16 protein-coding genes are annotated in these 25,050 nt (G+C 69.8%); 7 read left to right on the forward strand and 9 right to left on the reverse strand.

Annotated elements, in window-relative coordinates; genetic code table 11:
- Nucleotides 1-36: 36 nt before the first annotated feature.
- The 4 genes from CY652_RS15245 to CY652_RS15260 form a co-directional block, all read right to left on the reverse strand.
- Nucleotides 37-1,653 carry a gamma-glutamyltransferase family protein gene (locus tag CY652_RS15245; RefSeq protein WP_258002330.1) on the reverse strand — a complete coding sequence of 539 codons (1,617 nt, stop codon included), beginning with the start codon at nucleotides 1,651-1,653 and terminating at the stop codon, nucleotides 37-39.
- 260 nt (nucleotides 1,654-1,913) lie between these two features.
- A complete protein-coding gene (locus CY652_RS15250) occupies nucleotides 1,914-2,633 on the reverse strand; it encodes a GntR family transcriptional regulator (protein ID WP_258002331.1) in 720 nt (239 codons plus the stop codon).
- A 327-nt stretch (nucleotides 2,634-2,960) separates the two neighbouring features.
- Entirely contained in the window at nucleotides 2,961-3,287 is a 327-nt protein-coding gene (locus CY652_RS15255; RefSeq protein ID WP_102131557.1) for a DUF4148 domain-containing protein, read from the reverse strand.
- Between the two features lie 178 nt (nucleotides 3,288-3,465).
- The gene (locus tag CY652_RS15260; protein WP_102131558.1) at nucleotides 3,466-4,308 is read right to left on the reverse strand and encodes a glycosyltransferase family 2 protein; all 843 of its coding nucleotides are present in this window, start codon (nucleotides 4,306-4,308) and stop codon (nucleotides 3,466-3,468) included.
- A 231-nt stretch (nucleotides 4,309-4,539) separates the two neighbouring features.
- On the opposite strand from CY652_RS15260, the gene CY652_RS15265 reads away from it, so the two are divergent.
- Nucleotides 4,540-5,883, forward strand: coding sequence for an O-antigen ligase family protein (locus CY652_RS15265; protein WP_102131559.1), 1,344 nt, complete (start codon nucleotides 4,540-4,542; stop codon nucleotides 5,881-5,883).
- Here the strand turns inward: CY652_RS15265 and CY652_RS15270 are convergent.
- A complete protein-coding gene (locus CY652_RS15270; protein WP_102131560.1) occupies nucleotides 5,869-6,975 on the reverse strand; it encodes a glycosyltransferase family 4 protein in 1,107 nt (368 codons plus the stop codon). The two genes, CY652_RS15265 and CY652_RS15270, sit on opposite strands and share 15 nt — an antisense overlap.
- 153 nt (nucleotides 6,976-7,128) lie before the next feature.
- Between CY652_RS15270 and CY652_RS15275 the strand changes: the two genes are divergently transcribed.
- The gene (locus CY652_RS15275) at nucleotides 7,129-8,151 is read left to right on the forward strand and encodes a glycosyltransferase family 2 protein (protein WP_102131561.1); all 1,023 of its coding nucleotides are present in this window, start codon (nucleotides 7,129-7,131) and stop codon (nucleotides 8,149-8,151) included.
- A 74-nt stretch (nucleotides 8,152-8,225) separates the two neighbouring features.
- Here CY652_RS15275 and msbA read toward each other — a convergent pair whose 3' ends face one another.
- Complete coding sequence (gene msbA, locus CY652_RS15280) at nucleotides 8,226-10,010, reverse strand: lipid A export permease/ATP-binding protein MsbA (protein ID WP_102131562.1); 1,785 nt, start codon at nucleotides 10,008-10,010, stop codon at nucleotides 8,226-8,228.
- 273 nt (nucleotides 10,011-10,283) lie between these two features.
- Between msbA and CY652_RS15285 the strand changes: the two genes are divergently transcribed.
- Nucleotides 10,284-11,078, forward strand: coding sequence for a glycosyltransferase family 2 protein (locus tag CY652_RS15285; RefSeq protein ID WP_102131563.1), 795 nt, complete (start codon nucleotides 10,284-10,286; stop codon nucleotides 11,076-11,078).
- Here CY652_RS15285 and dnaE read toward each other — a convergent pair.
- A complete protein-coding gene (gene dnaE, locus CY652_RS15290; RefSeq protein WP_102131564.1) occupies nucleotides 11,072-14,671 on the reverse strand; it encodes a DNA polymerase III subunit alpha in 3,600 nt (1,199 codons plus the stop codon). The two genes, CY652_RS15285 and dnaE, sit on opposite strands and share 7 nt — an antisense overlap.
- 263 nt (nucleotides 14,672-14,934) lie before the next feature.
- Between dnaE and CY652_RS15295 the strand changes: the two genes are divergently transcribed.
- Together CY652_RS15295 and gluQRS are read left to right on the forward strand one after the other, a co-directional pair.
- The gene (locus tag CY652_RS15295; RefSeq protein WP_102131565.1) at nucleotides 14,935-15,807 is read left to right on the forward strand and encodes a sulfurtransferase; all 873 of its coding nucleotides are present in this window, start codon (nucleotides 14,935-14,937) and stop codon (nucleotides 15,805-15,807) included.
- 52 nt (nucleotides 15,808-15,859) lie between these two features.
- Entirely contained in the window at nucleotides 15,860-16,807 is a 948-nt protein-coding gene (gene gluQRS, locus CY652_RS15300) for a tRNA glutamyl-Q(34) synthetase GluQRS (protein WP_102131566.1), read from the forward strand.
- Between the two features lie 86 nt (nucleotides 16,808-16,893).
- Here the strand turns inward: gluQRS and CY652_RS15305 are convergent, their stop codons facing one another.
- Nucleotides 16,894-18,345, reverse strand: coding sequence for a DEAD/DEAH box helicase (locus tag CY652_RS15305; protein ID WP_102131659.1), 1,452 nt, complete (start codon nucleotides 18,343-18,345; stop codon nucleotides 16,894-16,896).
- A 712-nt stretch (nucleotides 18,346-19,057) separates the two neighbouring features.
- Entirely contained in the window at nucleotides 19,058-20,296 is a 1,239-nt protein-coding gene (gene purT / locus CY652_RS15310; RefSeq protein ID WP_102131567.1) for a formate-dependent phosphoribosylglycinamide formyltransferase, read from the reverse strand.
- A gap of 195 nt (nucleotides 20,297-20,491) precedes the next feature.
- Between purT and CY652_RS15315 the strand changes: the two genes are divergently transcribed.
- Together CY652_RS15315 and CY652_RS15320 are read left to right on the forward strand one after the other, a co-directional pair.
- Nucleotides 20,492-21,103, forward strand: coding sequence for an META domain-containing protein (locus tag CY652_RS15315; protein ID WP_102131568.1), 612 nt, complete (start codon nucleotides 20,492-20,494; stop codon nucleotides 21,101-21,103).
- Between the two features lie 181 nt (nucleotides 21,104-21,284).
- Entirely contained in the window at nucleotides 21,285-24,965 is a 3,681-nt protein-coding gene (locus CY652_RS15320; protein WP_102131569.1) for an FtsK/SpoIIIE family DNA translocase, read from the forward strand.
- The last annotated feature ends 85 nt before the right edge of the window (nucleotides 24,966-25,050 follow it).

Genomic DNA, 25,050 nt, shown 5'->3' on the forward strand with positions numbered 1-25,050 from the left:
CGGCGCGGGCACGGCGGCCTGCCCGCGCCGCGTGCGTTACCAGCCGATGGCGGCGCCGTCGCTGCGCGGATCGCTGCCGCCTTCGAAGCAACCGTTCGGATAGCGGACGATCGCGCCGGCATGGCCCATCGCCTCGTCGTAGGGCTGCATCCGCTCGACGTCGTGGCCGAGCGCGCGCAGCGCCTCGAACGTAGCGTCCGGAAAGCGCGCCTCGAGCTTGAGCGTCTCGTTCGTCTGGCCCCAGGTGCGACCGAGCAGCCAGCGCGGCGCGTCGATCGCGGCCTGCGGATTCCAGCCGAACTGCGCGACGCGCGAGAACACGGCGCTCTGCGACTGGGGCTGGCCGTCGCCGCCCATGTTTCCGTAGACCATCGTGCGGCCGTCGGCGAAACGCGCGAGCGCGGGGTTCAGCGTATGGAACGGCCGCCGGCCCGGCGTGAGCGGATTGCGCGCCTTCGGGTCGAGCGAGAAGCTGCAGCCGCGGTTCTGCCAGTTGATGCCGGTCTGCGGCAGCACGATGCCGCTGCCGAACTCGTGATAGATGCTCTGGATGAAGCTGACCGCGAGCCCGTCGCCGTCGATCACGCCCATCCAGACCGTATCGGCCGGGCCGAGGCCGTTGCCCCACGGCGCGGCCGCGGACATCGACACGCGCGCGGCCAGCGCGTCGAGCGAGGCCGGCTCGAGCAGCGCCCGCGGGTCGACGTCCATGTAGTCGGGATCGGTAATGTGCCTGTCGCGCAGCGCGAACGCGAGCTTCGTCGCCTCGACGCAGGCATGCACGTACTCGGGACCGAGCGGGTCCATGCCGGCTTTCAGCACGCGATCGAGCACGCCGACGATGAGGAGCGAAACGAGCCCCTGGGTCGGCGGCGGCATGTTGTAGACAGTGCCGAGCGAATGCGCGAGCGCGAGCGGTTCGCGCAGGCGCGCGCGGTGCCCTTCGAGATCGGCGAGCGAGACCGGGCTTCCGAGCGCGTCGAGATCGGCCGCGATGCCGCGCGCGAGATCGCCGCGATAGAAGTCGTCGAGACCGGCGCGCACGAGATGCCCGAGCGTCGCCGCAAGGCGCGGCTGCACGAAGCGATCGCCGCAGGCCGGCACTGCGTGCGCCTCGCCGGGGAGAAACGTCTCGGCGAAACCGGCAACCGACAGCAGCTCGTCGCGCTTGGCGGCAATGCACTGCGACTGGCTGCGCGTGACCGGGATGCCCGTGTTCGCGTAGGCGATCGCGTCTTCGAGCAGACGCGCGAGCGGCAGGCGGCCGCCGTGCTGTTCGCGCGAGACGCGGTACGCGAGATCCCAGCCCGAAATCGTGCCCGCGACCGTGTTGGCCGCAAGCGGTCCGCGAAACGGAATCGACTGCAGCCCGCGCGCGCGATAGGCCTCGATCGAGGCCGCGGCGGCGGCGGCGCCGCACGCCTCGATACCGATCGGCGTGCCGCCCGGCGGGGCGACGAGCCAGAAGCCATCGCCGCCGATGCTATTCATGTGCGGATAGACGACGGCGATGGTCGCGGCCGCGGCGATCATCGCCTCGATCGCGTTGCCGCCGTCGCGCAGAATCGCCTGCGCACTCTGCGCGGCAAGCGAATGGGGCGCGACGGCCATTCCCCGAACGCCGCGCGAAGGATTCAGAAAGTTCGACAGCATGACACTCACATTCAATGCGTGCGCGCCGCGGCACGAAGCAGACCGGGTCCGGTCCGCGGAATCGGATCGGCCCGATTTTTCAGCGACGACGCACGCTCATACCCTTGTATACGTGCTTGTCGACAAAAGCCAGATTCGTGCCAGAAATAGATAAAGAAAGGGAGGGCAAACCCGGGGGCCTTGCGGTCCGGGCATTTCGGCATAGAAAGACGAAGGAAAGCAAAACGCTTGCCGCGCCGCTAAAACGGGGCGCGGCAGGTTCAGATGGTGCGCAGGCTCTTCGCTGGTGCAGCGCTACCCACATTGGTGCGCACGCTATGGAGACGATGGACGGTCAGCTTGCGGACTTCGGCCCGACTGCCCTGAATGTGCCCCGAAATGCAGGAGACCGCGGCCTCGACGTCGGAGGCGCGGATGGCCCGGAGAATCGCCGCGTGCTCCGCGTAGGTCGCGTCGATGCAGTTGCCGTATACGAGATCGAGCCGCCGAACCACGCGAATCCGGTCCGTCACGCGTTGCAGCGCGGCCGCCAGTTCGTCGTTGCCGGCCGCCGCGACGAGCGCATGGTGAAACGCCTCGTCGAGTTCGGCCACGGCGCGGCCGTCGCCGGGCCGGTCCGCGACCGGCGCCCGCCAGACGGCATCGAGCCGCTCGAGCATGCGCAGCACGTCGACGGACGGCGGCGCGCCGCAAAGCTTGCGCACGGCGAACGTCTCGATCAGCTCGCGCATTTCGTAGAGATCGTCGAAGCGCTTGAAATCGATCGGCACCACTTCCCAGCCGCCGCGCACGTAGCCCTGCATAAGGCCGTCGCTCTGCAGCCGCTGCAACGCTTCGCGCGCCGGCGTGCGCGAGACGTTGAAGCGCTCCGCGATGTTGCCTTCGGTCAGACGGTCGCCGGGCAGAAGACGCAGCTCGAAGATGTCGTCGCGCAGACGCCCGTATACATAGTTCGCGCGCGACGCGCCGCTTGCGGTCACAGGCTCGCCTCGCCGCGAAGACGCCGCAGCGGACTCGCTGCTGTCGGCCAGAGGAGGTTGAAGAATGTCGCCCATGGTCGTCGAGGATACCAACAAACGGGCCTGCCCGGCAGTCAGGACAAATTGGACTCGGCGAAACGGGGACGAGAAAAGTGGCGGATAAAGCGTGAAAACGAATCCATCGCGAACGCGAATCCGCGGGACGGAAAATGGGCGGGAGAGAAATGAAACGGCCCGCCGGCAAGTTGCGCCTCGATGCGCGCTAACCTGCAGACGGGCCGACGGCTCCGGACGAATGCCCGGCGGACCGGGCACCCGCAATGCGCATTAGTGGCTGTACATCGCGTTCCAGTCGGCGGCCGACACGTTACCGGTGCCGCCGCGCACGCCCGACTCCGACGAGGCGCCGGCTACGCCGCCATAGGCGCTCGACGAGCCGTTCGCGGCGTCCACGCGCGCTTCGGCGGCCTGGATGCCGGCGGGGTAGTAGGCGTTGTCGTCGGCGCTCGGCTGATAGCCGACCCGCTGAAGCTGGGCGAGATCGGCGTTCACTGCGGAGCGGGTGACGGGACTGTCGGGGTTCTCCTGGGCGAACGACACGGCGGGAACGGCGAGGACTGCGGCGATGGCAACAGCTTGAATCAGTGACTTCATGGTACTTACCTCCAATCGACTAGCATGGCCGCGTTAAAGACGTAATGATTGCGGCCGATGCAAGTAGTCTAGGAGGTATCACCTAGAGGGTTAACACCTATCTTCTCAAGTAAGTGTTCCTGTATGAAGAAGAATCTTTGAGAAACGAACGGAGTCAACCCGATGTCCGACCGGGCATTTAGCCGAGCGCGCGCTTGACCTTCGACTTGAGGAGCGCCCGCCGCAGCCGCCAGCCCGGTTGCGGGTCGGCCACCGTCGCCGCGCCGTCGACGGGCTGTCCGCGGCGCAAATAGAACCGGTCGAACGTCGCCTGCGTCATGCCCCATTTGTTGAGGAACTGGCGGCGGCCGTCGTTCTTCACGACCTTGCCGGTGCTCTTCTGCTGGAAGTGATAGACGAGGCTGTCCCCCACGCCGAGAAACAGGCGGCAGCCCGCGTCCCAGAGCTTCATCGAAAAATCGTTGTCGCTGCTCATGCCCGGGCTCAGCTCGCTGCTATAGCCCCCCACCCTGTTCCACCAGTCGCGATGCACGAGCGTCGGCGGCCAGGTCGCGCCGCGCCAGTCCGCGCGCACAAGCGACGGCGCGCCCGCCACGAGTTCAGCCTCGCGGAACTGCGCGACGTCGCGGCCGAAATCGCGGACCACGACGCAGGGATTGCCGGTGTCGACGGGCTCGATCATCGTGCCCGACAGCAGGAAGCAGTCCGACGGCATCTGCGCGATGCGCCGCGCGAGCGCCGCATCCCAGCCGGGGCAGCAGTACATGTCGTCGTTCATGTAGACGACGTAGTCCTGGCTCGCGCGCGCCGCCGCCAGATTGACGGCGTGGCAGATGCCGATGTTTTCGGGCGACGCCGTATGCTCGACCCCCTGCTCGCGCACCCAGGCGAGCGTGCCGTCCGAGCCGTCGTTGACGTGGACGACGATCTGGTGCGTGTGCGCCGAATTCCGGCTCAGGCTCTCGATGACCAGCTTCAGGTAAGGCAGGTTGTTCCAGGTCGGGATGATGATGGAAAACATTGAAGGCCCGGTTGTTTGAAGTCCGCGCGGAGGAAGGGGGCGAGCGCGACGTTGCGCATTGTACCGTCGCGCGGCGGTCCGGCCCTGTGCGCGGCGGGGACGCCGGCCGCCTTCTGAGTGGCCGTATCGCGCGCGGTTATAATCGCGGGCACCTCCCGTATCGAAGAAATGCACGTACGCGCCATGCCACGGGAGCCCGGCTAGCGAGCGTGCCGCCCATCCACTTTGCCCATGATTTTTTCACGTCGCCTCGTCTGGCCCGTCAGCATCCTGTTGTTTCTCGCTCCTGCGGTCAACCTGATGTGGCGCGGCGGCACCGGCTACTGTTACTTTCTGTTGCTTCTGCTGGCGCTCGTCGCCGCCATCGTCAACCGTCGCGACCGCTCGTACTTCGCCCCGCTGTACGCCTATCGCTGGTACACGCTCGGGATGACGGCCCTGCTGATCGCCGCGGTCGTCCAGCAGGCCGTCGACGGGTACTGGATGCCCCACCAGTTCGACTCGATCTCGCGCTTCGCGCTCGCGCCGTTCATCTTCCTGCTGCTGTGCCGCATGCCTGCACGCACGCTGCGCGCCGTCGGCTGGGGCTGCGCAACAGGCGCGCTGGCCGTCGGCTGCTGGGCGCTCATCGAGCGGCCCACCGGCGGCTGGACCGACGCGACGCGGCTCGACAACTACTACACGAACGCCATTCCGTTCGGCGACACGGCCCTGCTGCTTGCGTTCCTGTCGATCTTCACGTTCGGCTGGAACCCCACGCGCAGCAAGACGATCCTCGTCGTCAAGCTGCTCAGCCTCGTGGCGGGCGGTTTCGCATCGTACCTGTCGGGCACGCGCGGCGGCTGGATCGCCGTGCCGGTGTTCGCGGTACTGCTCGGCGCGCAGTACCGCTGGTTCGCGCACTGGAAACGCATCGGTATCGCGGGCCTCGGCATCGTCCTCTGCGCGGCCGTGCTGCTCTCGACGCAGCGCATCCATTACCGGCTCGTGGCGGCCGAAGGCGATGTCACGCAGATGCACCAGGGCAACGAGGACACGCCGGTCGGCCTGCGCATCCAGCTCTGGCAGGCGTCGCTGAAGCTGTTCTCCCGCCATCCGGTCTACGGCGTCGGCAAGGGACACCTCGTCAACGCGCTCGGCGAGCTCGCGGCCCACCACGAGGCCAGCGAGGCAATCGTCAACGAACGCGCCCACAGCGACTTCTTCTCGACCATCGCCGAGATGGGCACGATCGGCGCGCTATGCCTTTTCACGCTCTACGCCGGCATGACGGTGTACTTCTGGCGCGAGCGGCATTCGGGCGATCCGCTCGTCCGCACCGCCGCCTACAGCGGGCTCGCCCTATCCGTCAGCACGATCCTCTACGGCCTGACCATCGACGTGCTGGCCCCGATCATGGTGACGGTGCTCGTCGCACTGCTCACCACGACGTTCCTCGCCACGATCGTGGCACGCAAGCGAGAGTTGGCCGAAGCCGCCGCGCTGGCCGACTCGGTCACGGCACGCCGCCAGACCACTGCGGCGGGTGCATCCCACTCCCCCGCGAAAAACCAGGCGCAACTACGCGCGCAGTGAGGCCATCAACGCGTAAAGCCGGGCCACGTGCGCATCGACGCCGGGCTCGTAGACGAGGCTGCGCAGCGGATCGGCAACGCGGGACTCGCCGCCGCGCACACGCTCGATCGCGCAGTGCATCGCGCGCTCGAAGCTGCCCGGTTCGCGCCGCGAAAACACGATCTTCGCGTCGTCGGTCACGGCCTCGGCCGAGCCGACGTTGTCCGCGATGACGAGCGGCGTGCCGCACATCACCGACTCCACGCCGACGAGCCCGAACGGCTCGTAGAGCGACGCCACCACCGTGAAGTCGGCCGCTGCGAACAGGCTGCCGATGTCATGGCAATACCCGACGTAGCGAATCGTCTCGCTCGTCTTCGGCACCGGCCGGCCGGCGACGGCAAGGCACACGGGCAGATCCGTCTCCGCAAAGAACCGTTCGAGCAGCGCATAGCCCTTGCGCTCGTGGCTCGTCGACGAGAACACGAACACGACGCGGTCCTCGGGCAGACCGAAGCGGCGGCGCGCCTCGCTGCGCGCGTCGGGGTCGAGCGGACGAAAGCGCGCGGTATCGACGGGCGGATAGATCACGCTGATCCGCGCTTCGGGCACGCCGTAGAAACGCTGCAGCTCGCCGCGCATCAACTGCGAATGCGCGACGATCGCGCGGGCGTTAGCGTAGGTGCGTCGCTCGAGCTCGATCTGCCACGCGTCGCTGCGGCGCGTCGGCCGGCCCGCCGCCTCGAGCGAGCCCGGGTGCGTGCCGCCGCACAGCGCGACGTCGGCGTGAGGCGAATGATTGATCGCGAACACGCACTGCGGCCGGTGCCGCCGCAGCCGGCGCGCGAGCCGCCAGTTGAACGCGAGGTTGCGCAGCTTGCGCGGCGCCCAGCGCACGCCTAGCGGCTGCGCGTCGATCCAGCGCGCCTCTTCGAGCGACGCGTCGATTTCGCGTGCGAAGAGGGTCGGCACGAGGCCCATCCGGTGCAGTCCCGCAATGACGTCGCGCGTGTAGCGTTCCGCCCCGCCGCTGTTTTTGAGCGCCTGGGCGGTCAGCGCGAGATCGGTGAGCGGCCGCGCCGGGGGCGGCGCCGATACGGTTGAATCGGACAAGAATCGGACCTCTGGCAAGGAGTGGGCGGCCGTCGCCCGGGCTGACGCGAAACAGACACCGGGCAGGCCGCGCGGACCCACGATTGTAAAAGAACCGGCCCCGGAATCGACACCGATTAGAATTGAGCCCGTTCAATCCTCCGCCGACGTTTCATGAACGCTCCCGTTTCGCCGTCCGACGCCGCGCCCGCCGTCAGCCCGACGGACCGTCCGCTCGTCTCGGTCCTGCTGATCGCCTACAACCAGGAGCGCGTGATCGCCGACGCCGTGCGCAGCGTGCTCGCCCAGACCTGGGAGCCGCTCGAGATCATCGTTTCCGACGACGGCTCGGGCGACGGCACCTATGCAGCCATCGAAGCGGCCACGCGCGGCTATCGCGGCCCGCACCGGCTCGTCGTGCGGCGCAACGAGAAAAACGAAGGAATCAGCGCGCACCTGTCCCGGCTCGCGGGCATGGCGTACGGCGAACTGCTGTTCGTGGCGGCCGGCGACGACGTCTCCGTGCCCGAGCGCTGCGCGCGCGTCGTCGAGCACTGGCTCGCGCGGGAACGCCGACCCGACCTCATCGCCACCGACCTCGCCGACATGGACGACGCGGGCGATCTTCACGGGCGCATCGCGCCCGATGCGCTGGACGAGTATCGCCGCTTCGAGGACTGGGCGACGAAACGCCCCTACCTGATCGGCGCGGCGCACACATGGTCGCGCCGGCTCTTCGAGCGTTTCGGCCCGATGCTGCCCGGCACTGCCGCCGAGGACCAGATCATGACGTTCCGCGCGATCGTCTCGGGCGGCGCGTCGAGCCTGCGCGAACCGCTCGTCCGGTATCGGCGCGGCGGCCTCTCGCGCAAGCGCCGCTACCGTTCGGTCGCCGAGTTTCTCGCGAGGAAGCGCCAGAGCAATCGCTTCGCGCTGGCGGAAGCGCGGCAGCTCCAGCACGATGCCGAGATCGCGGGCCTCGGCGAGAAAATGCACGAGGCGCTGGCAGCCAAACTCTCGCGCGAACGGTTCATCGAGGCCATGTTCGAGGCGCCCGGCTTCTGCACGCGCGCCGCGCTGGCCGTACGGGGCCGCGGCGTCGATTTCGGGCTGCGACTACGGATGTTCCTCTACACCTGCAGCCCCGCCGTCTACGCGCCCGTGCTCTGGGCCAAGCGCACGTTCGGGAAACGCTAGGGCGGGCCCCGTTCAGACCTGCAACGGGGCCGCGAACGCGCCTTGTTTGCGCCCGCACGATGCCTGGCGGCAGCTCAGGCCGCGCTCTGCTGAAACTGGATCCGGTGCAGATGCGCATACAGACCGCCCTGCTCGATCAGCTCCCGATGATTGCCCCGCTCGACGATGCGCCCCGCCTCCATGACCATGATGCGGTCCGCGCGCTCGATCGTCGACAGCCGGTGGGCGATCACGAGCGTCGTGCGCCCGGCCATCAGCGTTTCGAGCGCGGCCTGCACGTGGCGCTCGGACTCCGAGTCGAGCGCCGAGGTCGCCTCGTCGAGAATCAGGATCGGTGCGTCCTTGTAGATCGCGCGCGCGATCGCGAGACGCTGCCGCTGGCCGCCCGAAAGCCGCATGCCGTTGCCGCCGATCAGCGTGTCCATGCCCTTCGGCAGCGCCGCGATCGTGTCCCACAGGTTCGCCGCGCGCAGCGCCGCCGTCACGCGCTCGCGGTCGATCGCCTCGCCGTAGGCGACGTTGCTCGCCACCGTGTCGTTGAACAGCACCACGTCCTGGCTCACCATCGCGATCTGGCTGCGCAGCGCGTGCACGTCGTAGTCCGGCAGCGACACGCCGTCGACGAGAATCTCGCCGCCCGTCGGATCGAAAAAGCGCGGCAGCAGATTGACGAGCGTGGTCTTGCCGCTGCCCGACGGACCGGCGAGCGCCACCATCTCGCCCGGCGCGACGCGAAAGCTCACGCCCTGGAGCGTGGCGCCGAGGCTCGCGCCGTAGGCGAACGACACGTTGCGGAACTCGATCTCGCCGCGCGCGCGCGCGAGCGGCCGGCCGCCGCCGGCGGCCTCGGGCGGCTCGTCGATGAGGCCGAAGATGAGTTCGGCGGCCGTCATGCCGCGCTGCAGCGGCTGGTTCACGTCGATCAGGTGCTTGAGCGGCGAGATGACGAGCAGCATCGAGGTGACGAACGCGACGAAGCCGCCCACCGTCGTCTGGTCGTGCGAGGCCTGCACGACCGCGATCGTCACGACGAGCGCGAGCGCGATCGAGGCGAGGAACTGCGTGAGCGGCTGCGCGAGCCCGCCCGAAACCGTCATGCGCATCTGGTAGCCGCGCAGCCGGCGGCTCATCTCCCCGAAGCGGTTCTTCTCGTAGGTCTCGCCGTTGTGGACCTTGACGACCTTGTAGCCGCCGACGGTCTCCTCGACGATGTAGGACAGATCGTTCGTGAGCATCTGGTACTCGCGGTTCAACCGCCGCAGCCGGCGGTTGATCTTGCTGACGAGCCAGCCGATGCCGGGCAGCAGCACCGCGACGATCAGCGTGAGCCGCCAGTTCAGGTAGAACAGGTAGCCGAGCAGGAAGACGACCGTCAGCGAATCGCGCACGAGCGTCACCATCACGCTCATCAGCACGTTCAGGATCTGGTTGACCTCGAAGACGATCGCGTTGATGACGGTGCTCGCCGTCTCTCGCTGGAAGAACGCGACGCTCGCGTGGATCATGCGGTCGAACATCCTGAGCCGCAGATCGAGCAGGATGCGGTTCGACACGTACTGGAGCAGATAGCCCGACGCGTACTGGGCAAAACCGCGCACGAGCGAAAGGCCGATCACGGCGGTGGGCACGAGCCACCTCGCGCTCGGGCTGCCGCGCGTGCCGAAGCCGTGGTCGAGCAGCGGCTTGAGCAGGGCGGGAATGCCGGCCTCGGTGGCCGCGACGAGGGCCATCGAAAGCACGCCGGCAATGACAACCCACAAAAGCGGCTTCAGATACGGCCACAGACGCCGGCCGACGGCGGCCGCAGACGAAGCCGTGCCCTTGCCGACCGGCTTGCTGATGGTGGACTTCTCGCTCAAGACTTCCTCTGGAGATGCGAACGGAAACGCCGCCCGCAAACGGGCGGAAATCGGGGTACCGCATTGTAAACGTTTGGCGACGGCAGACCCGGAAGCGCCGCGGAGGCAGGCCGGGCGGGCTTCGCGCGGGTTCCATGCGGCGCCCCGGGCGGGATTCCCGCCGCGCGGCCCCCTCCTACCCGGGGGCACCCGCTGTGTTTATACTTGCGCAACATTCCGGTCCCGATCCCGCTTTTGCCGCGCCCGTTGCGCGCTTCTTCCCGATCACGCAGCATGAATCGTCCCACGCTCGGCGTCGCCATCATTACCCGAAACGCCGGCGCGCGGTTCGCGCAATGCCTCGAAGCCCTCTCGTTCGCCGACGAGATCGTCGTCGTCGACGGCGGCAGCACCGACGCCACGGCCGACACGGCCCGCACGCACGGCGCGCGCATGATCGTGCGGACCGACTGGCCCGGCTTCGGGCCGCAGAAGAACCGCGCGCTCGACGCGCTCGCGACCGACTGGGTGCTTTCGATCGACGCCGACGAAGTGGTCACGCCCGAGCTGGCGGCGTCGATCCGCGCGACGCTCGCGGCGCCCGGGGCCGACGTCTATGCGCTCGACCGGCTGTCGAGCTTTTGCGGACAGTGGATTCGTCACGGCGGCTGGTATCCGGACTGGATTCCGCGGCTTTTCCGGCGCGGGGCCGCGCGCTTTTCCGACGATCTCGTGCACGAACGGCTCGTGTTCGACGGCGCGGCGAAACGGCTGACGGGCAAGCTGCTGCACTACTCGTACGAGGACGTCGATACGGTGCTGCACAAGCTCGCCGCTTACGCGGACGCCGGCGCGCGCCAGCGCGCGGCGGCAGGCGGCCGCGGCAGCTTCGGCAAGGCGCTCGCGCGCGGCGCCTGGGCCTTCGTGCGGACCTACCTGCTGCGCGCCGGCTTCCTCGACGGCCGGGCCGGCTTCATGATCGCCGTCTTCAATGCCGAAACCGTCTACTACCGCTTCCTGAAGCTTGCGCTCCTCAACACCCGCGAACGCGAAACGCCGAAGCGCCGCAACCCGGCGGCCCGTCAGTAGACGATCTCGATCGCGCTGTCCGCGAACGCACCACGCAACGCCGCCAGCAGATCGTCGGTCGGCTTCACGCGCCATGCGTCGCCGAGCCTCACCTCGCCCTGGGCGCGGTCGTTGCTGTAGGCGATCTGCACGGCGAGGCCGCCCGGAATCGTGACCGCCGCGCGTTCGCGGCCGCCCTGCCCGCCGCCGTAGCCGCCTCCGTATCCGCTGCCCTCGCCGCGGCCGTTGCCGCGCGCGGGCGCGGCCGGCGTCATCGTCAACGCGTCTTCGGGCTTCGCGCAGTGCGCTTCCAGCACGCGGCGCAGCGCCTGCGCGTCGGCGTTGCCGTTCATCTGCACCTTCACGGCCTGCGCATAGCGGCGGCGCGCGCGTTCGAGATCCATCACCGCGTCGACCGTGAAGCGGAGGCCACCCGTGAACGAATCGTTGCGCGCCTGGCCCTGCACGACGAGCAACTCGTCCTCCTTGAACAACGCCCGGTTCGCCTCGTACTGCTCGTTGAACACGGTCACCTCGCACTGGCCCGTGCCGTCGTCGACGAGCGCGATCAGCATCTTGCCGCGCTGCGTCATCTGCGTGCGCAGCGACGAGATCACGCCGGCGATCAGCTTGTCCCGCCCCTCTTTCAGATCGCCGATCTTCTGCCGCACGAAGCGGCGGACCTCGTCCTTGTAGGCGTCGAACAGGTGCCCCGACAGGTAGAAGCCGAGCGCGCCCTTCTCCTCCTGGAGCTTGCGCTTCTCGGGCCACGCGGGTTCGTCGACGAGTTCGTGCGCCGCCAGCGGCGCGTCGCCCATGTCGAAGAGTCCGGCCTGCATCGCGTTCGCTTCGGCCTGGTCGGCCGCTTCCATCGCGAGCCCAACCGACGCGATCAGTTGCGCGCGATTCGCGTGCAGCGCGTCGAATGCGCCGGCGCGGATCATCGCCTCGACCGTGCGGCGGTTCACGACGCGCCGGTCGACGCGCGCGCAGAAGTCGAACAGGTCCTTGAACGGGCCGTCGGCGCGCGCGCGCAGGATTTCCTCGATCGCACCCTGGCCGCTGCCCTTGATCGCGCCGAGTCCGTAGCGGATCGTGCGCGAGCGCGCATTTGCATTCTGCTCGCCCGCGTCGGCCTCGGCGACCGGCTCGAAGCGGTAGGCGGACTGGTTGACGTCGGGCGGCAGCACGCGCATGCCGTTCGCGAGGCAGTCCTCGAACAGGATCTTCACCTTGTCGGTGTCATCCATCGCGAGCGAAAGGTTGGCCGCCATGAATTCGGCAGGATGGTGCGCCTTCAGCCACGCCGTGTAGTAGGCGAGCAGCGCGTAGGCGGCCGCGTGCGACTTGTTGAAGCCGTAGCCCGCGAACTTCTCCATCAGGTCGAAGATCTCGTCGGACTTCGCGCGGGACAGGCCGTTCCGCGCCGCGCCTTCGGCGAAGATTTCGCGATGCTGGGCCATCTCCTCGGGCTTCTTCTTGCCCATCGCCCGGCGCAGCAGATCGGCGCCGCCGAGCGAGTAGCCGCCGATGATCTGCGCCATCTGCATCACCTGTTCCTGATAGACCATGATGCCGTAGGTCTCTTTCAGGACGGGCTCGACGCGCGGATCGGGGTACTCCACCGTCTCGCGGCCGTGCTTGCGCGCGCAGAAGCTCGGGATCAGGTCCATCGGGCCCGGACGGTACAGCGCGACGAGCGCGATGATGTCCTCGAAGCGGTCGGGCTGCGCGTCCTTCAGCATGCCCTGCATGCCGCGGCTTTCAAGCTGGAACACGGCGACCGTGTTGGCCTTCTTGAGGATCTGGAACGAGGCGGGGTCGTCGAGCGGCACCTGGGCGAGCGACCAGTCCGCTTTCGACGGATCGAGCATGCGGATGTAGCGCTCGGCCCAGTCGAGGATCGTGAGCGTGGTCAGGCCCAGAAAGTCGAACTTCACGAGGCCGACCGCCTCGACGTCGTCCTTGTCGTACTGGCTCACGACGCCGCTTTCGTCGCCCTGCGTGTAGAGCGGGCAGAAGTCGGTCAGCTTGCCCGGCGCGATCAGCACGCCGCCCGCGTGCATGCCGACGTTGCGCGTCAGGCCCTCGACGCGCTGCGCGAGGTCGAGTAGCTGGTGCACCTCGTCCTCGTTGTCGTAGCGCTCCTGCAGGAGCGGCTCCTCCTTCATCGCGTCGGCGATCGTCACGTGCTTGCCGGGCTTGAACGGGATCAGCTTCGCGACGCCGTCGGTGAAGGTGTAGCCGAGGTCGAGCACGCGGCCGATGTCGCGCACGGCGGCCTTCGCGGCCATCGTGCCGAACGTCGCGATCTGCGAGACCGCGTCGGCGCCGTACTTCTCCTTCACGTACTGGATCACGCGATCGCGGCCGTGCTGGCAGAAGTCGATGTCGAAGTCGGGCATCGACACGCGCTCCGGATTCAGGAAGCGCTCGAACAGCAGGTTGTAGCGCAACGGATCGAGGTCGGTGATGCCGAGCGCGTAGGCGACGAGCGAGCCCGCGCCCGAGCCGCGGCCCGGGCCGACCGGCACGCCGTTGTTCTTGGCCCAGTTGATGAAGTCCGCGACGATCAGAAAGTAGCCCGGAAAGCCCATCTTGACGATCGTGCCGCACTCGAACTCGAGCCGCTCGTAGTAGCGCGCGCGCTCCTGCTCACGCTCAGCTTCGTCGGGATAGAGCTGCGCGAGGCGCTTTTCGAGCCCATCCTTCGAGAGCTGCACGAGGTAATCGTCGAGCGAAAGGCCGTCGGGCGTCGGAAAGAGCGGCAGCTTCGGCTTGCCGAGTTCGAGCGTCAGGTTGCAGCGCTTCGCGATCTCGACCGTGTTCGCCACGGCCGAGGGCAGGTCCGCGAACAGCGTGGCCATCTCGTCCTGGGTGAGAAAACGCTGGCCGGTCGTGAAACGTTTCTGCCGACGCGGATTCGCGAGGATGTCGCCCTCGGAAATGCACACGCGCGCCTCGTGCGCGGTGAAATCGTCGTCGGTCATGAACTGCATCGGATGCGTCGCGACGACGGGCAGCTTCAGTTGCGCCGCGAGCGCGACCGCCTGCTGCAGGTACGCCTCGCCGCCGGGCTGGCCGCAGCGTTGCAGCTCGATGAAAAACCCGTTCGGGAACAGCGCCGCCCAGCGCTGCGCGTTGCGCTTCGCGGCTTCGGCGTTGCCCGCGGCGAACGCAAGACCGATGTCGCCCTGCTGCGCGCCCGAGAGCGCGAGCAAGCCCTCGGCGAGCCCGGCCTCGAGCCAGGCCGCGTCGATCTCGGCGCGCCCCCGGTACTGGTTCGTGAGCCAGGCCTTCGAGAGCAACTCGCAGAGATTCAGGTAGCCGCGCCGGTCCTTGACGAGCAGCAGCAGCCGGGAAGGCTTGTCGCGGTCGGCGGGATTGGTGATCCAGGCGTCGCAGCCGGCGATGGGCTTGACCCCTTTGCCGCGGGCCTCCTTGTAGAAGCGCACGAGGCCGAACGCGTTGCCGAGATCGGTGAGCGCGAGCGCGCCCTGACCGTCGGCCGCCGCGGCCTTGACGACGTCGTCGAGACGCACGATGCCGTCGGCGATCGAAAATTCGGAGTGGACGCGAAGATGGACGAAGCGGGGATCTGACATGGGCGTCATTGTACCTCCACCCTCCCGCGAATTTGGACGGGAATCGGGCCTGGTTGAGGCCGAATCCGACGCCCGATTCCGTGCTTTCCGCGCGGCGCGGGCGGGCGGCGCCGGCCAGAACCGGCCCGCCCCGGTCTCCGCCTTCGCCCCTCCCCCGCGCCCGGCCGGCCCACGGCGCCGACGGCGGCCCCGGCCGCCCGCGTTGAGCGATAATGACGGGCTCGCGTTTGCCCGCCTTTCGCGCCGCCCCGTTTCATTCTCGCCGAACCATCATGCGTATCCTGAACCTCGCCGCCTATCTGTTCGCGACGCTCGAGCGCGTCGCCGACTGGCGCGCGCCCGTGCTCGAGCGCTGCCGCTCGCTCGATCTGCGCGGCACCGTCCTGCTCGCGCCCGAGGGCATCAACCTGTTCGTCGCCGGCGAACCGGAGGCGGCCCGCGCCTTCGTCGACTATCTGCGCCGCGATCCGCTCTTCGAGGGCAAGTTCGCAAACCTGCGATGCAAGGAAAGCTACTCGGAAACGCAGCCGTTCAACCGGATGCTCGTGCGCCTGAAGCGCGAAATCATCACGATGAAGATGCCGGCCATCCAGCCCGGGCTGGGCCGCGCGCCGTCGGTCGACGCGCACACGCTCAAGGCGTGGCTCGACCGCGGCCACGACGACGCGGGCCGCCCCGTCGTGATGCTCGACACGCGCAACGCGTTCGAGGTCGACGTCGGCACCTTCGACAACGCGATCGACTACCGGATCGAGCGGTTCAGCGAGTTTCCGGCCGCCGTCGAGGCGCACCGCGCGGACCTGGAAGGCAAGACCGTGGTGTCGTTCTGCACGGGCGGCATCCGCTGCGAGAAAGCGGCCATCCACATGAAGGCGGTCGGCATCGAGCATGTTTATCAGCTCGAAGGCGGCATCCTCAAGTATTTCGAGGAAGCCGGCGGCGCGCACTACCGCGGCGAATGCTTCGTATTCGACCAGCGCACGGCGCTGAACCCGCGGCTCGAACCGACGGCGACGACGCAATGCTTCGCCTGCCGCGCCGTCGTGACGCCCGAGGCCCAGCGCTCGCCGCTCTACGTCGCCGGCCAACACTGCCCCGCCTGCCACCCGCAGCGCGAGGGCGCGCGCACCGCCCGCGCGGCCTGAAGAAAAGCCGGACCGGGACACCGCCCGAAAACGGCCCCGTTCGACGCGCACCATGACCCAACCCTACCGCGGACGCTTCGCGCCCTCGCCGACCGGACCGCTGCACTTCGGCTCGCTCGTCGCGGCGCTGGCGAGCTACCTCGACGCGCGCGCGCACGCGGGCACGTGGCTCGTGCGCATCGAGGACGTCGACGCGCCGCGCACGGTCCCCGGCGCGGCGGACGGAATGCTCGCGACGCTCGCGCGCTTCGGCATGCGACCCGACGAGCCGCCCGAGCGGCAGAGCGAACGCACGGGCCCCTACCGGCAGGCGCTCGACGCGCTGCTCGACGCCGGCTTCGTCTATCCGTGCGGCTGCACGCGCCGCGAGATCGCCGATTCGCAACTGCGCACGCACGCGCGCAACACCACGCTGATCTATCCGGGCACCTGCCGCGCGGGCCTCGCCGGCAGGAGTCCGCGCGCCTGGCGGCTGCGCGTGCCCGACGGCGAGGCGGCGACGATCCGTTTCGCCGACCGCTGGCAGGGACCGCAGGAACAGGATCTCGCGACCGAGGTCGGCGACTTCGTGCTGCTGCGCGCAGACGGACAGTGGGCCTACCAGCTTGCGGTGGTCGTCGACGACGCGGCCGCCGGCATCACGCACGTCGTGCGCGGCGCGGACCTGCTCGATTCGACGGCGCGGCAAATCCATCTGCAGCACTGCCTCGGCGTGCCGACGCCGGCCTGGCTGCACGTGCCCGTCGTCGTCAACGAAGACGGCGAAAAGCTCAGCAAGCAGACCGGCGCGACGGCGCTCGACGCCTCGCGGCCGCTCGACGCGCTCGGCGCGGCGGCCCGCCACCTGGGGCTCGAACTGCGCGAGCCCGCCCCCGCGTCGCTCGACGCGTTCTACGCCGACGCGACGCGCGCCTGGGAAAAGCGCCTCGCGCCCTTGCCGCCCTTGCCTCAATTACCGGCGAATGCGCCGGGCGCACCGGACCGGCCGTCGCGAACCTGACCGGTCGCTCGCGCCCGAAAGCAAAACGGCGTGCCGCTTGCGCGCGCACGCCGTCGGGCACCGTCCGGTGCGAACGAAATGAAAACTCAGGAAGACGGCTTGCGCGGCGCCCCGAGCCCGCCGAGCAGCGCCGCGAGCGGCTGCTTCGACTGCGGCTTCTGCGGCGCGGACGCGCCGCTCTCGTCGTCGGCCTTGCGCGCCGACGCGGGCGACGGCTCGTAGGGTTTCAGGAAGATATCGTCGACGGGCTGTGCCGGACGGTGCCAAGTCCGCTCCGACGACCCCGCGCGGCGATGCCCCGACCGCTCGCCGCGGCCGTCGTGGCCGTCGCGCTCGCGCCGGCCACGCCCTTCGTGGTGAGGCGCGGCCGGCGTGTCGACGGTCAGCGTCTCGACGTTGAGCGGCCGCTTGATGAGCTTCTCGATGTCCGCGAGCTGCTTGCGCTCGTTCGGGCTGCACAGCGAGATCGCGTCGCCCGACGCGCCGGCCCGCCCCGTGCGGCCGATCCGGTGCACGTAGTCCTCGGCGTTGAACGGCAGGTCGAAGTTGATGACGGCCGGCAGCTCGACGATGTCGAGCCCGCGCGCGGCCACGTCGGTCGCGACGAGCGCCTCGATCTCGCCGCGCTTGAAGCCGTCGAGCGCCTGCATGCGCTCGCCCTGCGTGCGGTCGCCGTGGATCGCCGTCGCCACGACGCCGCTCTTTTCGAGCTGGCGCGCCAGCCGGCTCGCGCCGATCTTGCTGTTGCAGAACACGATGACCTGCTTGAGGCTGCGCTCGCGGATCAGCTTCACGACGGCGCCCGTCTTGTCGCCCTCGGCGACCTCGTAGACCACCTGGGTCACGTTGGTCGCCGTCGAGTTGCTGCGCGCGACCTCGATCGTCTGCGGGTTGCGCAGGTAGGTCGACGCGAGCTTCTTGATCTCGGCGGAGAACGTCGCCGAGAAGAGCAGCGTCTGGCGATCCTTCGGCAGCAGGTTCAGGATGCGCTGCAGGTCGGGCAGAAAGCCCATGTCGAGCATGCGGTCGGCCTCGTCGAGCACGAGCATCTGCACCTGCGAAAGATTGGCCGTCTTCTGCTGCACGTGGTCGAGCAGCCGCCCCGGCGTCGCGATCAGGATCTCGACGCCGCGCCGCAGCTCCGCCGACTGCGGGTTCATGTCCACGCCGCCGAACACCACGGCCGAGCGCAGCGGCGTGTGCTGAGCGTACGAGCGCACGTTGGCGGCGACCTGGTCGGCCAGCTCGCGCGTCGGCGTGAGGATCAGCGCGCGCACCGGATGGCGCGCCGGCGACGCGCTCGTGCTCGCGGTCGGCAGGAGGCGCTGGAGGATCGGCAGCGAGAAGCTCGCGGTCTTGCCGGTGCCGGTCTGCGCCGCGCCCATGACGTCGCGCCCCGTCAATACGACGGGAATCGCCTGCTCCTGGATCGGCGTGGGCGTCGTGTAGCCCTGCTCCCGGATCGCCTTGAGGATGTCGGGAGCGAGGCCGAACTGGTCAAAAGTCGCGGGGCTGGGCGTAACGGCTGTGTCGGACATGATGGCTTCGCTATAAAGGCGGCGCGCCTTCTGCGCGCGGCACGCATGCGCCGAATGACGGCGGAAGGCCGCGCGCAGCGCGGCAGGGACGGACCTCGGCAATGCGGCCGATACGCCCGCTTTCGCGAAACGCGTCCGTCGCATGAAGGATCGGACGCCTGAAATGCGCGGGATACGCCGCCCCGGACGATGGAGGCGACCGGCTCGAAAGTCGCGCCGATCCCCGTCGAAAGCCCGCCATTGTAGCACCGGCCGTCCATCTCCATGGCATTGGAACACAGGAACGGCGCACCGCGCGCGAAATGCGAAAGGCCGGCGAAAGGCCGGCCGGGCCGGCCGGGCCGACAGCGCCGCGGCCCGTACGGCATCGCGACGCACGCGCTGTGCCAGCCGCGCCGGCTCAGCGCGTGGGCGTCGCAAAGCCAGCCGGCGACGAGTGGCGGGCGCGTTCGCGTCCGCCATCGCGCCGGCATCGTAGAGGTCCGCGCGCGGCCCCTTCGTCCGCCAGACGTAGCGGCCGGCCTCGCATCGCGCGCCCGCAAAGCCGGCAGGATGCCGACGGACGGTAGCTGGCGCCCGCTCGCGCGCCGCCACGAGCGCGAAGCGCTGGCCGCATTTCAGGCCAATCACGCTGAAAGTCTTTCCGTCGGAGCACGCGCAGTGCCAGGTCTCGTGCGGCCGCGCGCGGATTTCGGGCGGCGCCAGCCGGCAATCAGCGTGAACCGGCCGGGTCCTCGGCCCGCCCCGACACCGGCCGCACCGCCGCCGCGGCCGCCTTCGCGCGGCCGCGCGCCTCGTCGACGCTCGCGCCCGTCGCGAGCGCCACGCCCATGCGGCGCTTCGCGAAGCTCTCGGGCTTGCCGAAGAGCCGCAGGTCCGCGTCCGGCACCGCGAGCGCCTTCGCGACGCCCTCGAACGCGATGCCCGGCTCGTCGAGCCCGCCGTAGATCACAGCCGACGCGCCCGGCGCGCGCAGGGCCGTATCGACGGGCAGGCCCAGAATCGCGCGCGCATGCAGCTCGAACTCGGAGAGGCGCTGCGAGCACAGCGTGACGAGGCCCGTGTCGTGCGGCCGGGGGCTCACCTCGGAGAACCAGACCTCGTCGCCGCGCACGAACAGCTCCACGCCGAACAGGCCGCGTCCGCCGAGCGCCGCCGTCACCTTGTGCGCGACGTCGCGGGCGCGCGCGAGCGCCGTCGCGCTCATCGGCTGCGGCTGCCACGACTCGACGTAGTCGCCCGACACCTGCAGATGGCCGATCGGCTCGCAGAAATACGTGGCCGTCTCGCCGCTCGCCGGGTCGATCGCGCGCACGGTGAGCAGCGTGATCTCGTAATCGAACTCGATGAAGCCCTCGACGATCACGCGGCCCCGGTTCACCCGGCCGCCCGCGAGCGCGTACTGCCAGGCGGCGTCGACGTCGGCGTCGCTCCTGAGCACCGACTGCCCCTTGCCCGAGGACGACATCACCGGCTTCACGACGCACGGATAACCGACCTTCGCGATGCCGGCCTTCAGCTCGTCGAGCGAATCGGCGAACGCGTACGGCGAGGTCGGCAGGCCGAGCGCTTCGGCGGCGAGACGGCGGATGCCCTCGCGGTTCATCGTCAGTTGCGCGGCCCGCGCGGTCGGGATCACCTCGGCGAGGCCCTCGTCCTCGATGGCCGCGAGCGCGTCGGTGGCGATCGCCTCGATCTCAGGCACGATCAGGTGCGGCCGCTCGCGCTCGACCAGCTCGCGCAGCGCCTCGCCGTCGGTCATGTCGATCACGTGCGCGCGGTGCGCGACCTGGTGGCCCGGCGCATGAGCATAGCGATCGACGGCGATCACTTCGACGCCGAGCCGCTGCAGCGCGATGATGACTTCCTTGCCGAGCTCGCCGGCGCCGAGCAGCATGACGCGGGTGGCCGAGGCGGAAAGCGGCGTGCCGATGCGGTGGCCGATCTGCATGGGGTCTCCAGAATGAGGAATGGCGTGGAACAGGTGAGACGCCGATGTTAACATGCGGGCCCCCGCGTTCCGCGGCCGGACGCCCGCCGTCGCGCCATGCGCCATGCGCCATGCGCCGGGCGACGTTCGCGCTCGCGTCGCGCCCCGCGACTGCGTTACCCTTACGCCTTCGCCAGACCGAAGAGGATCGTCGTCATGCACCGAGGCTTCCGCGCGCGCCGTCTTGCCGGCCGGATCGCATCCTGCGTCGCGCGCCGCGCCATGCCGCTCATCGCGGCCGCGCCGCTCGCGGCCTGCGTCCTGCCCACTCATCCCGACGCCTCGGCGCCGCCGCCCGATCCGTTCAACCCCGCCGCCACGCAGTTGCTCGACAACACCCGGTGGCAATTGGTCGAATGGAAGCATGCCGACGGCACCTTGCTGGCGGTGCCCGGCGCGCCGGCGGATTCGAACAGCCAGCCCGGCGCGGCCGGCAAACCCGGCGACAAGGCAGACGACGGAGCGAACGGCACGGGTCGGCCCGTCACGCTCGATCTCTCCACGGCGACGGGCCAGCGGCACGCCAGCGGCTTTTCCGGCTGCAACCGCTATGCCGGCACCTACACGCTGAAAAACGGGCTGCTGTCGTTCGGCCCGCTCGCCGGCACGCGCATGGCCTGCGTCGGCGCCGGCGGCGAGATCGAGCAACCGTATCTGGACGCGCTCGCCCACATCTCGCGCACCGGCGTGCAGATGCGAGCGCCCCGGCAATTGCTGCTGTTGCTCGCGAACGGCGACCGTCTGACGTTCGCGCAGCGCGGCCAGTGAAGCGCGAGCTGGGCGCACCCCGCCTCGCGGGCGCCCGCGGCCGGCCTTTTTCCCGCGGCGGGGGCGGGCCCCGCGCGCGCCGGGCCGACACGCTCGCGACATCGTCCCGACTTCGGCGCGGCACGCCGCTCCGGTTACACTCGGCAGGTTGCCCTTCCTCCATTCGTTGACGTTTTCTGGCATGCACACGGTTGTCCCCGGCTGGTTCGGCCTGTCGGCCGTCTGGTTCCTTCCCCTCGTCTGGCGCCTTGTCAGGGCCGTTCTGCCGGGCGGCGCCGGCCTGCGCGGGCCCGGCACGACGCGGCTGTGGCTCGGCTTCGCGGGAGTGCTGTTCGCCAGTTGCGTGCTCGAAGGGCTGTTCACGAATCTCGCGGGTTTCGACGCGTTCGGCCACTTCGTCGGCGGCCTGCTCTCGAAAGGGCTCGGCCATGTCGCGCCGCCGCTCGTCATGGCGCTGCTTCTGGCGGTCGGCCTGCCGTTGCTGTTCGATTTCGGCTGGATGGACCTGCTGGCCTGGGCCGACCTGTCGCTGGGACTCGGGCTCGGCATCGGCGCGCGGCGCCTGCGCGGCGAGCGGCGCGAGCGGCCGGAGCGGCGCGTGAGTCGTCGTTACGACAGCCGCCACGACAGGACGGGCGACGAGGCCGACGACGCTCCGGCCACGGCGATCGCCTTCCCGGGCGCGACCTTCCCGACGACCGGCGGCGGCTGGCGCGACAGCAAGCGTCGCGTGCGGCCGACCGTCTGGCGCGCGCCGCCGCGCAAACACCCGGGGAAAGCCGGCGCGGCCGCTGCCGCGGCCGGCCTCGCCGGGACGGCGGCAACGCCCGCCGCTGCATCCGGGACGGCCCCTTTCCCCGTCGAACCGACATTCGACGCAACCGTGATCGCGCCGTGGGAACGTGCCGAGCGCACCAAACCCATTGCGACGGCCGGGTGGCAACGCGCAACGCCGACCGCAACGCAAGGGCCGTCGGCGCGTACGCCGACGGGTCACGCGGGCACGACGAACGCGGCAGGCGCGGCCGGAAATGCCCCCGGCGCGAGAACGACCGGCCGCCCTGCCACCCCCAACACGTGGCGTCCGGATACCGCGCGCAGCAGCGTGCCGGCCGGGAACGCGGCCGTCGCGTCGGCCGGTATGCCGCCACCACGCAATTTCGCGGCGCCGCCGGCCACGCCGATCGAACCGTCGCCGTTCGTCCCCGCCGCGCCGCGCGCCCGCAGCGGACCGGCGCCCGTCGCCGGCAGCACCGCTGCGCGGGCGGCGGCGGCCGTGCCGCCCGCGCAGCGCCCCAAGCCGCCCCGTCCGTTCGTGTGGCCGACGAAATCGGCCCGCCAGGCGACGAATGCAACGCCCGCCGCGCCGACGCCGAACCGGGCCGCCGAATCGTCTCCGGCCGCACCGGCTTTCTCGCGGACCGACCCGGCGCCGGACGCGCGGCCCCGCCCCGAAATGTCGGCCGACGTGCGCGAAACGCTGCGCACGATCGAAAAGAACGCGGCGCGCTGGGCCACGCTCGCAGGTTCCGGCGCCGACCGCCGCGCTGGCGTGCCCGACGTGCCGTCGATCGGCGCCGTCCCGGCTTCCGTTTTGGGCAGCGTGCCGACCGGAATGCCGGCCTCAACCGTCGCGACGACGGCGAATGCCGTGCTGACGGCGGCCACGGCGATTCTCCCTGCAACCGCGACGGCTCACGCGAGCGCCGCCGCCTTGCCTGCCGTCCTCGCCGCGACGCCGGTCGAATCGGCCCCAGCCGCCGACACGACTCGCGCGGCACCGCTGCCGTGGGTTCTGCTCGACGACGATGCGCCGTCGCCCGAAGCCGCCGCGGCCGGCTCAGGCCGCGAAGCCGGCGCGATCGAAACGTCACCGCTGCCCGATTCCGTGGCGACGGCCGATAACGAAGCGGCCGAAGTCGGGGCTCGGCCCAAACCGACGGCAACACCGGCGTTCACCGAGTCCGCCCCCGAGCCGTTGCCGACGGCCGAAGCGGCCATGGCCACGCCTCCGACGCCCAGCGCCACAACCACCCCGACCGCCCCGCCGACGTTAGCCGACAGCGCCCCCGATCCGGCGCCCGTCGTGCCCGAAATGCCCGCGTATCAGGCCACGCCGACGGCAAGCGCCGAACCGCCCGACGACGACGCCGGGCCTGCGCGGACGGCAACCGCCGCGCCGACGCCGACGAATCCCGCCGAATCCGCGGAACCGCTGCCGGACAGCGCCCCGTTCCCGCGCCTCGCGTCTCGCGAAGCGCCGGACACGCCGGCCCCGGCCAACGAACCCGCCGCAGCGCCCGACAACGAAGCCCCGCCGGCCGCCCCGCGCGTGAGCGGCCATGCGCCGGCGAGCTTCGAATTCCGCCCACTCGCCGCCTCGGCGGTCGAGCTGCCGCCCCTCGACCTGCTCGAACCCGCCTCGACCGACGTCGAACCCGTCTCCGAGGCCAGGCTCGCCGAAACCGGCCAGTTGATCGAGCAGCGGCTCCAGGAGTTCAAGGTGCCGGTGACGGTCGTCGGCGCGTCGGCCGGGCCCGTCATCACGCGCTTCGAGGTCGAGCCCGCGCTCGGCGTGCGCGGCAGCCAGATCGTCGGGCTCATGAAGGACCTCTCGCGCGGCCTCGGGCTCACGTCGATCCGCGTCGTCGAGACGATTCCCGGCAAGACCTGCATGGGGCTCGAACTGCCCAACGCGCGCCGCCAGATGATCCGGCTCTCGGAGATCCTCGAATCGGCGCCGTGGCAGCGCTCCGAGTCGAAGCTCACGCTCGCGATGGGCAAGGACATCGTCGGCCTGCCCGTCGTCGCCGACCTCGCGAAGGCGCCGCACATGCTCGTCGCCGGCACGACCGGCTCGGGCAAGTCGGTGGCGATCAACGCGATGATCCTCTCGCTGCTCTACAAGGCGACGCCGGCCGACGTGCGGCTCATCATGATCGATCCGAAGATGCTGGAGCTGTCGGTCTACGAAGGCATTCCGCATCTGCTCGCGCCCGTCGTCACCGACATGAAGCTCGCCGCGAACGCGCTCAACTGGTGCGTCGGCGAGATGGAGAAGCGCTACCGGCTCATGTCGGCCGTCGGCGTGCGCAACCTCGCGGGCTTCAACCAGAAGATCCGCGACGCCGAAAAGCAGGACAAGAAGATCGGCAACCCGTTCTCGCTCACGCCCGACGCGCCCGAACCGCTCTCGCCGCTGCCGACGATCGTCGTCGTGATCGACGAGCTGGCCGACCTGATGATGGTGGCCGGCAAGAAGATCGAGGAGCTGATCGCGCGGCTCGCGCAGAAGGCGCGCGCGGCCGGCATCCACCTGATCCTCGCGACGCAGCGCCCGTCCGTCGACGTCATCACGGGCCTCATCAAGGCGAACATTCCGACGCGCGTCGCGTTCCAGGTGTCCTCGAAGATCGACTCGCGCACGATCCTCGACCAGATGGGCGCCGAGTCGCTGCTCGGCCAGGGCGACATGCTGTTCCTGCCGCCTGGCACCGGCTACCCGCAGCGCGTGCACGGCGCGTTCGTCGCCGACGAGGAGGTGCATCAGGTCGTCGAGTACCTCAAGCAGTTCGGCGAGCCCGAATACGTGGAAGGCATTCTCGACGGCCCGGCCGCCGACGGCGTGCAGCCGGACCTGTTCGGCGACGCGCCCGACGCCGAGGCCGACCCGCTCTACGACGAGGCCGTCGCGTTCGTCGTGCGCACGCGCCGCGTGTCGATTTCGTCGGTGCAGCGGCAGTTGCGCATCGGCTACAACCGCGCGGCGCGGCTCGTCGAGCAGATGGAGACGGCGGGGCTCGTCTCGGCCATGAGCCTGAACGGCAGCCGCGAGGTGCTGGCGCCGGGACCGGCGGAATAGATTCCGGGCGGTTCCGGGCGAAGGACGTCGGGCGGCGGCGATCCGCCCGGCAACCCTTCATTTAGCCGACAAAAACCGACGGGGT

The sequence above is a fragment of the Burkholderia sp. WAC0059 genome, assembly GCF_002870125.1.
GTDB lineage: Bacteria > Pseudomonadota > Gammaproteobacteria > Burkholderiales > Burkholderiaceae > Paraburkholderia.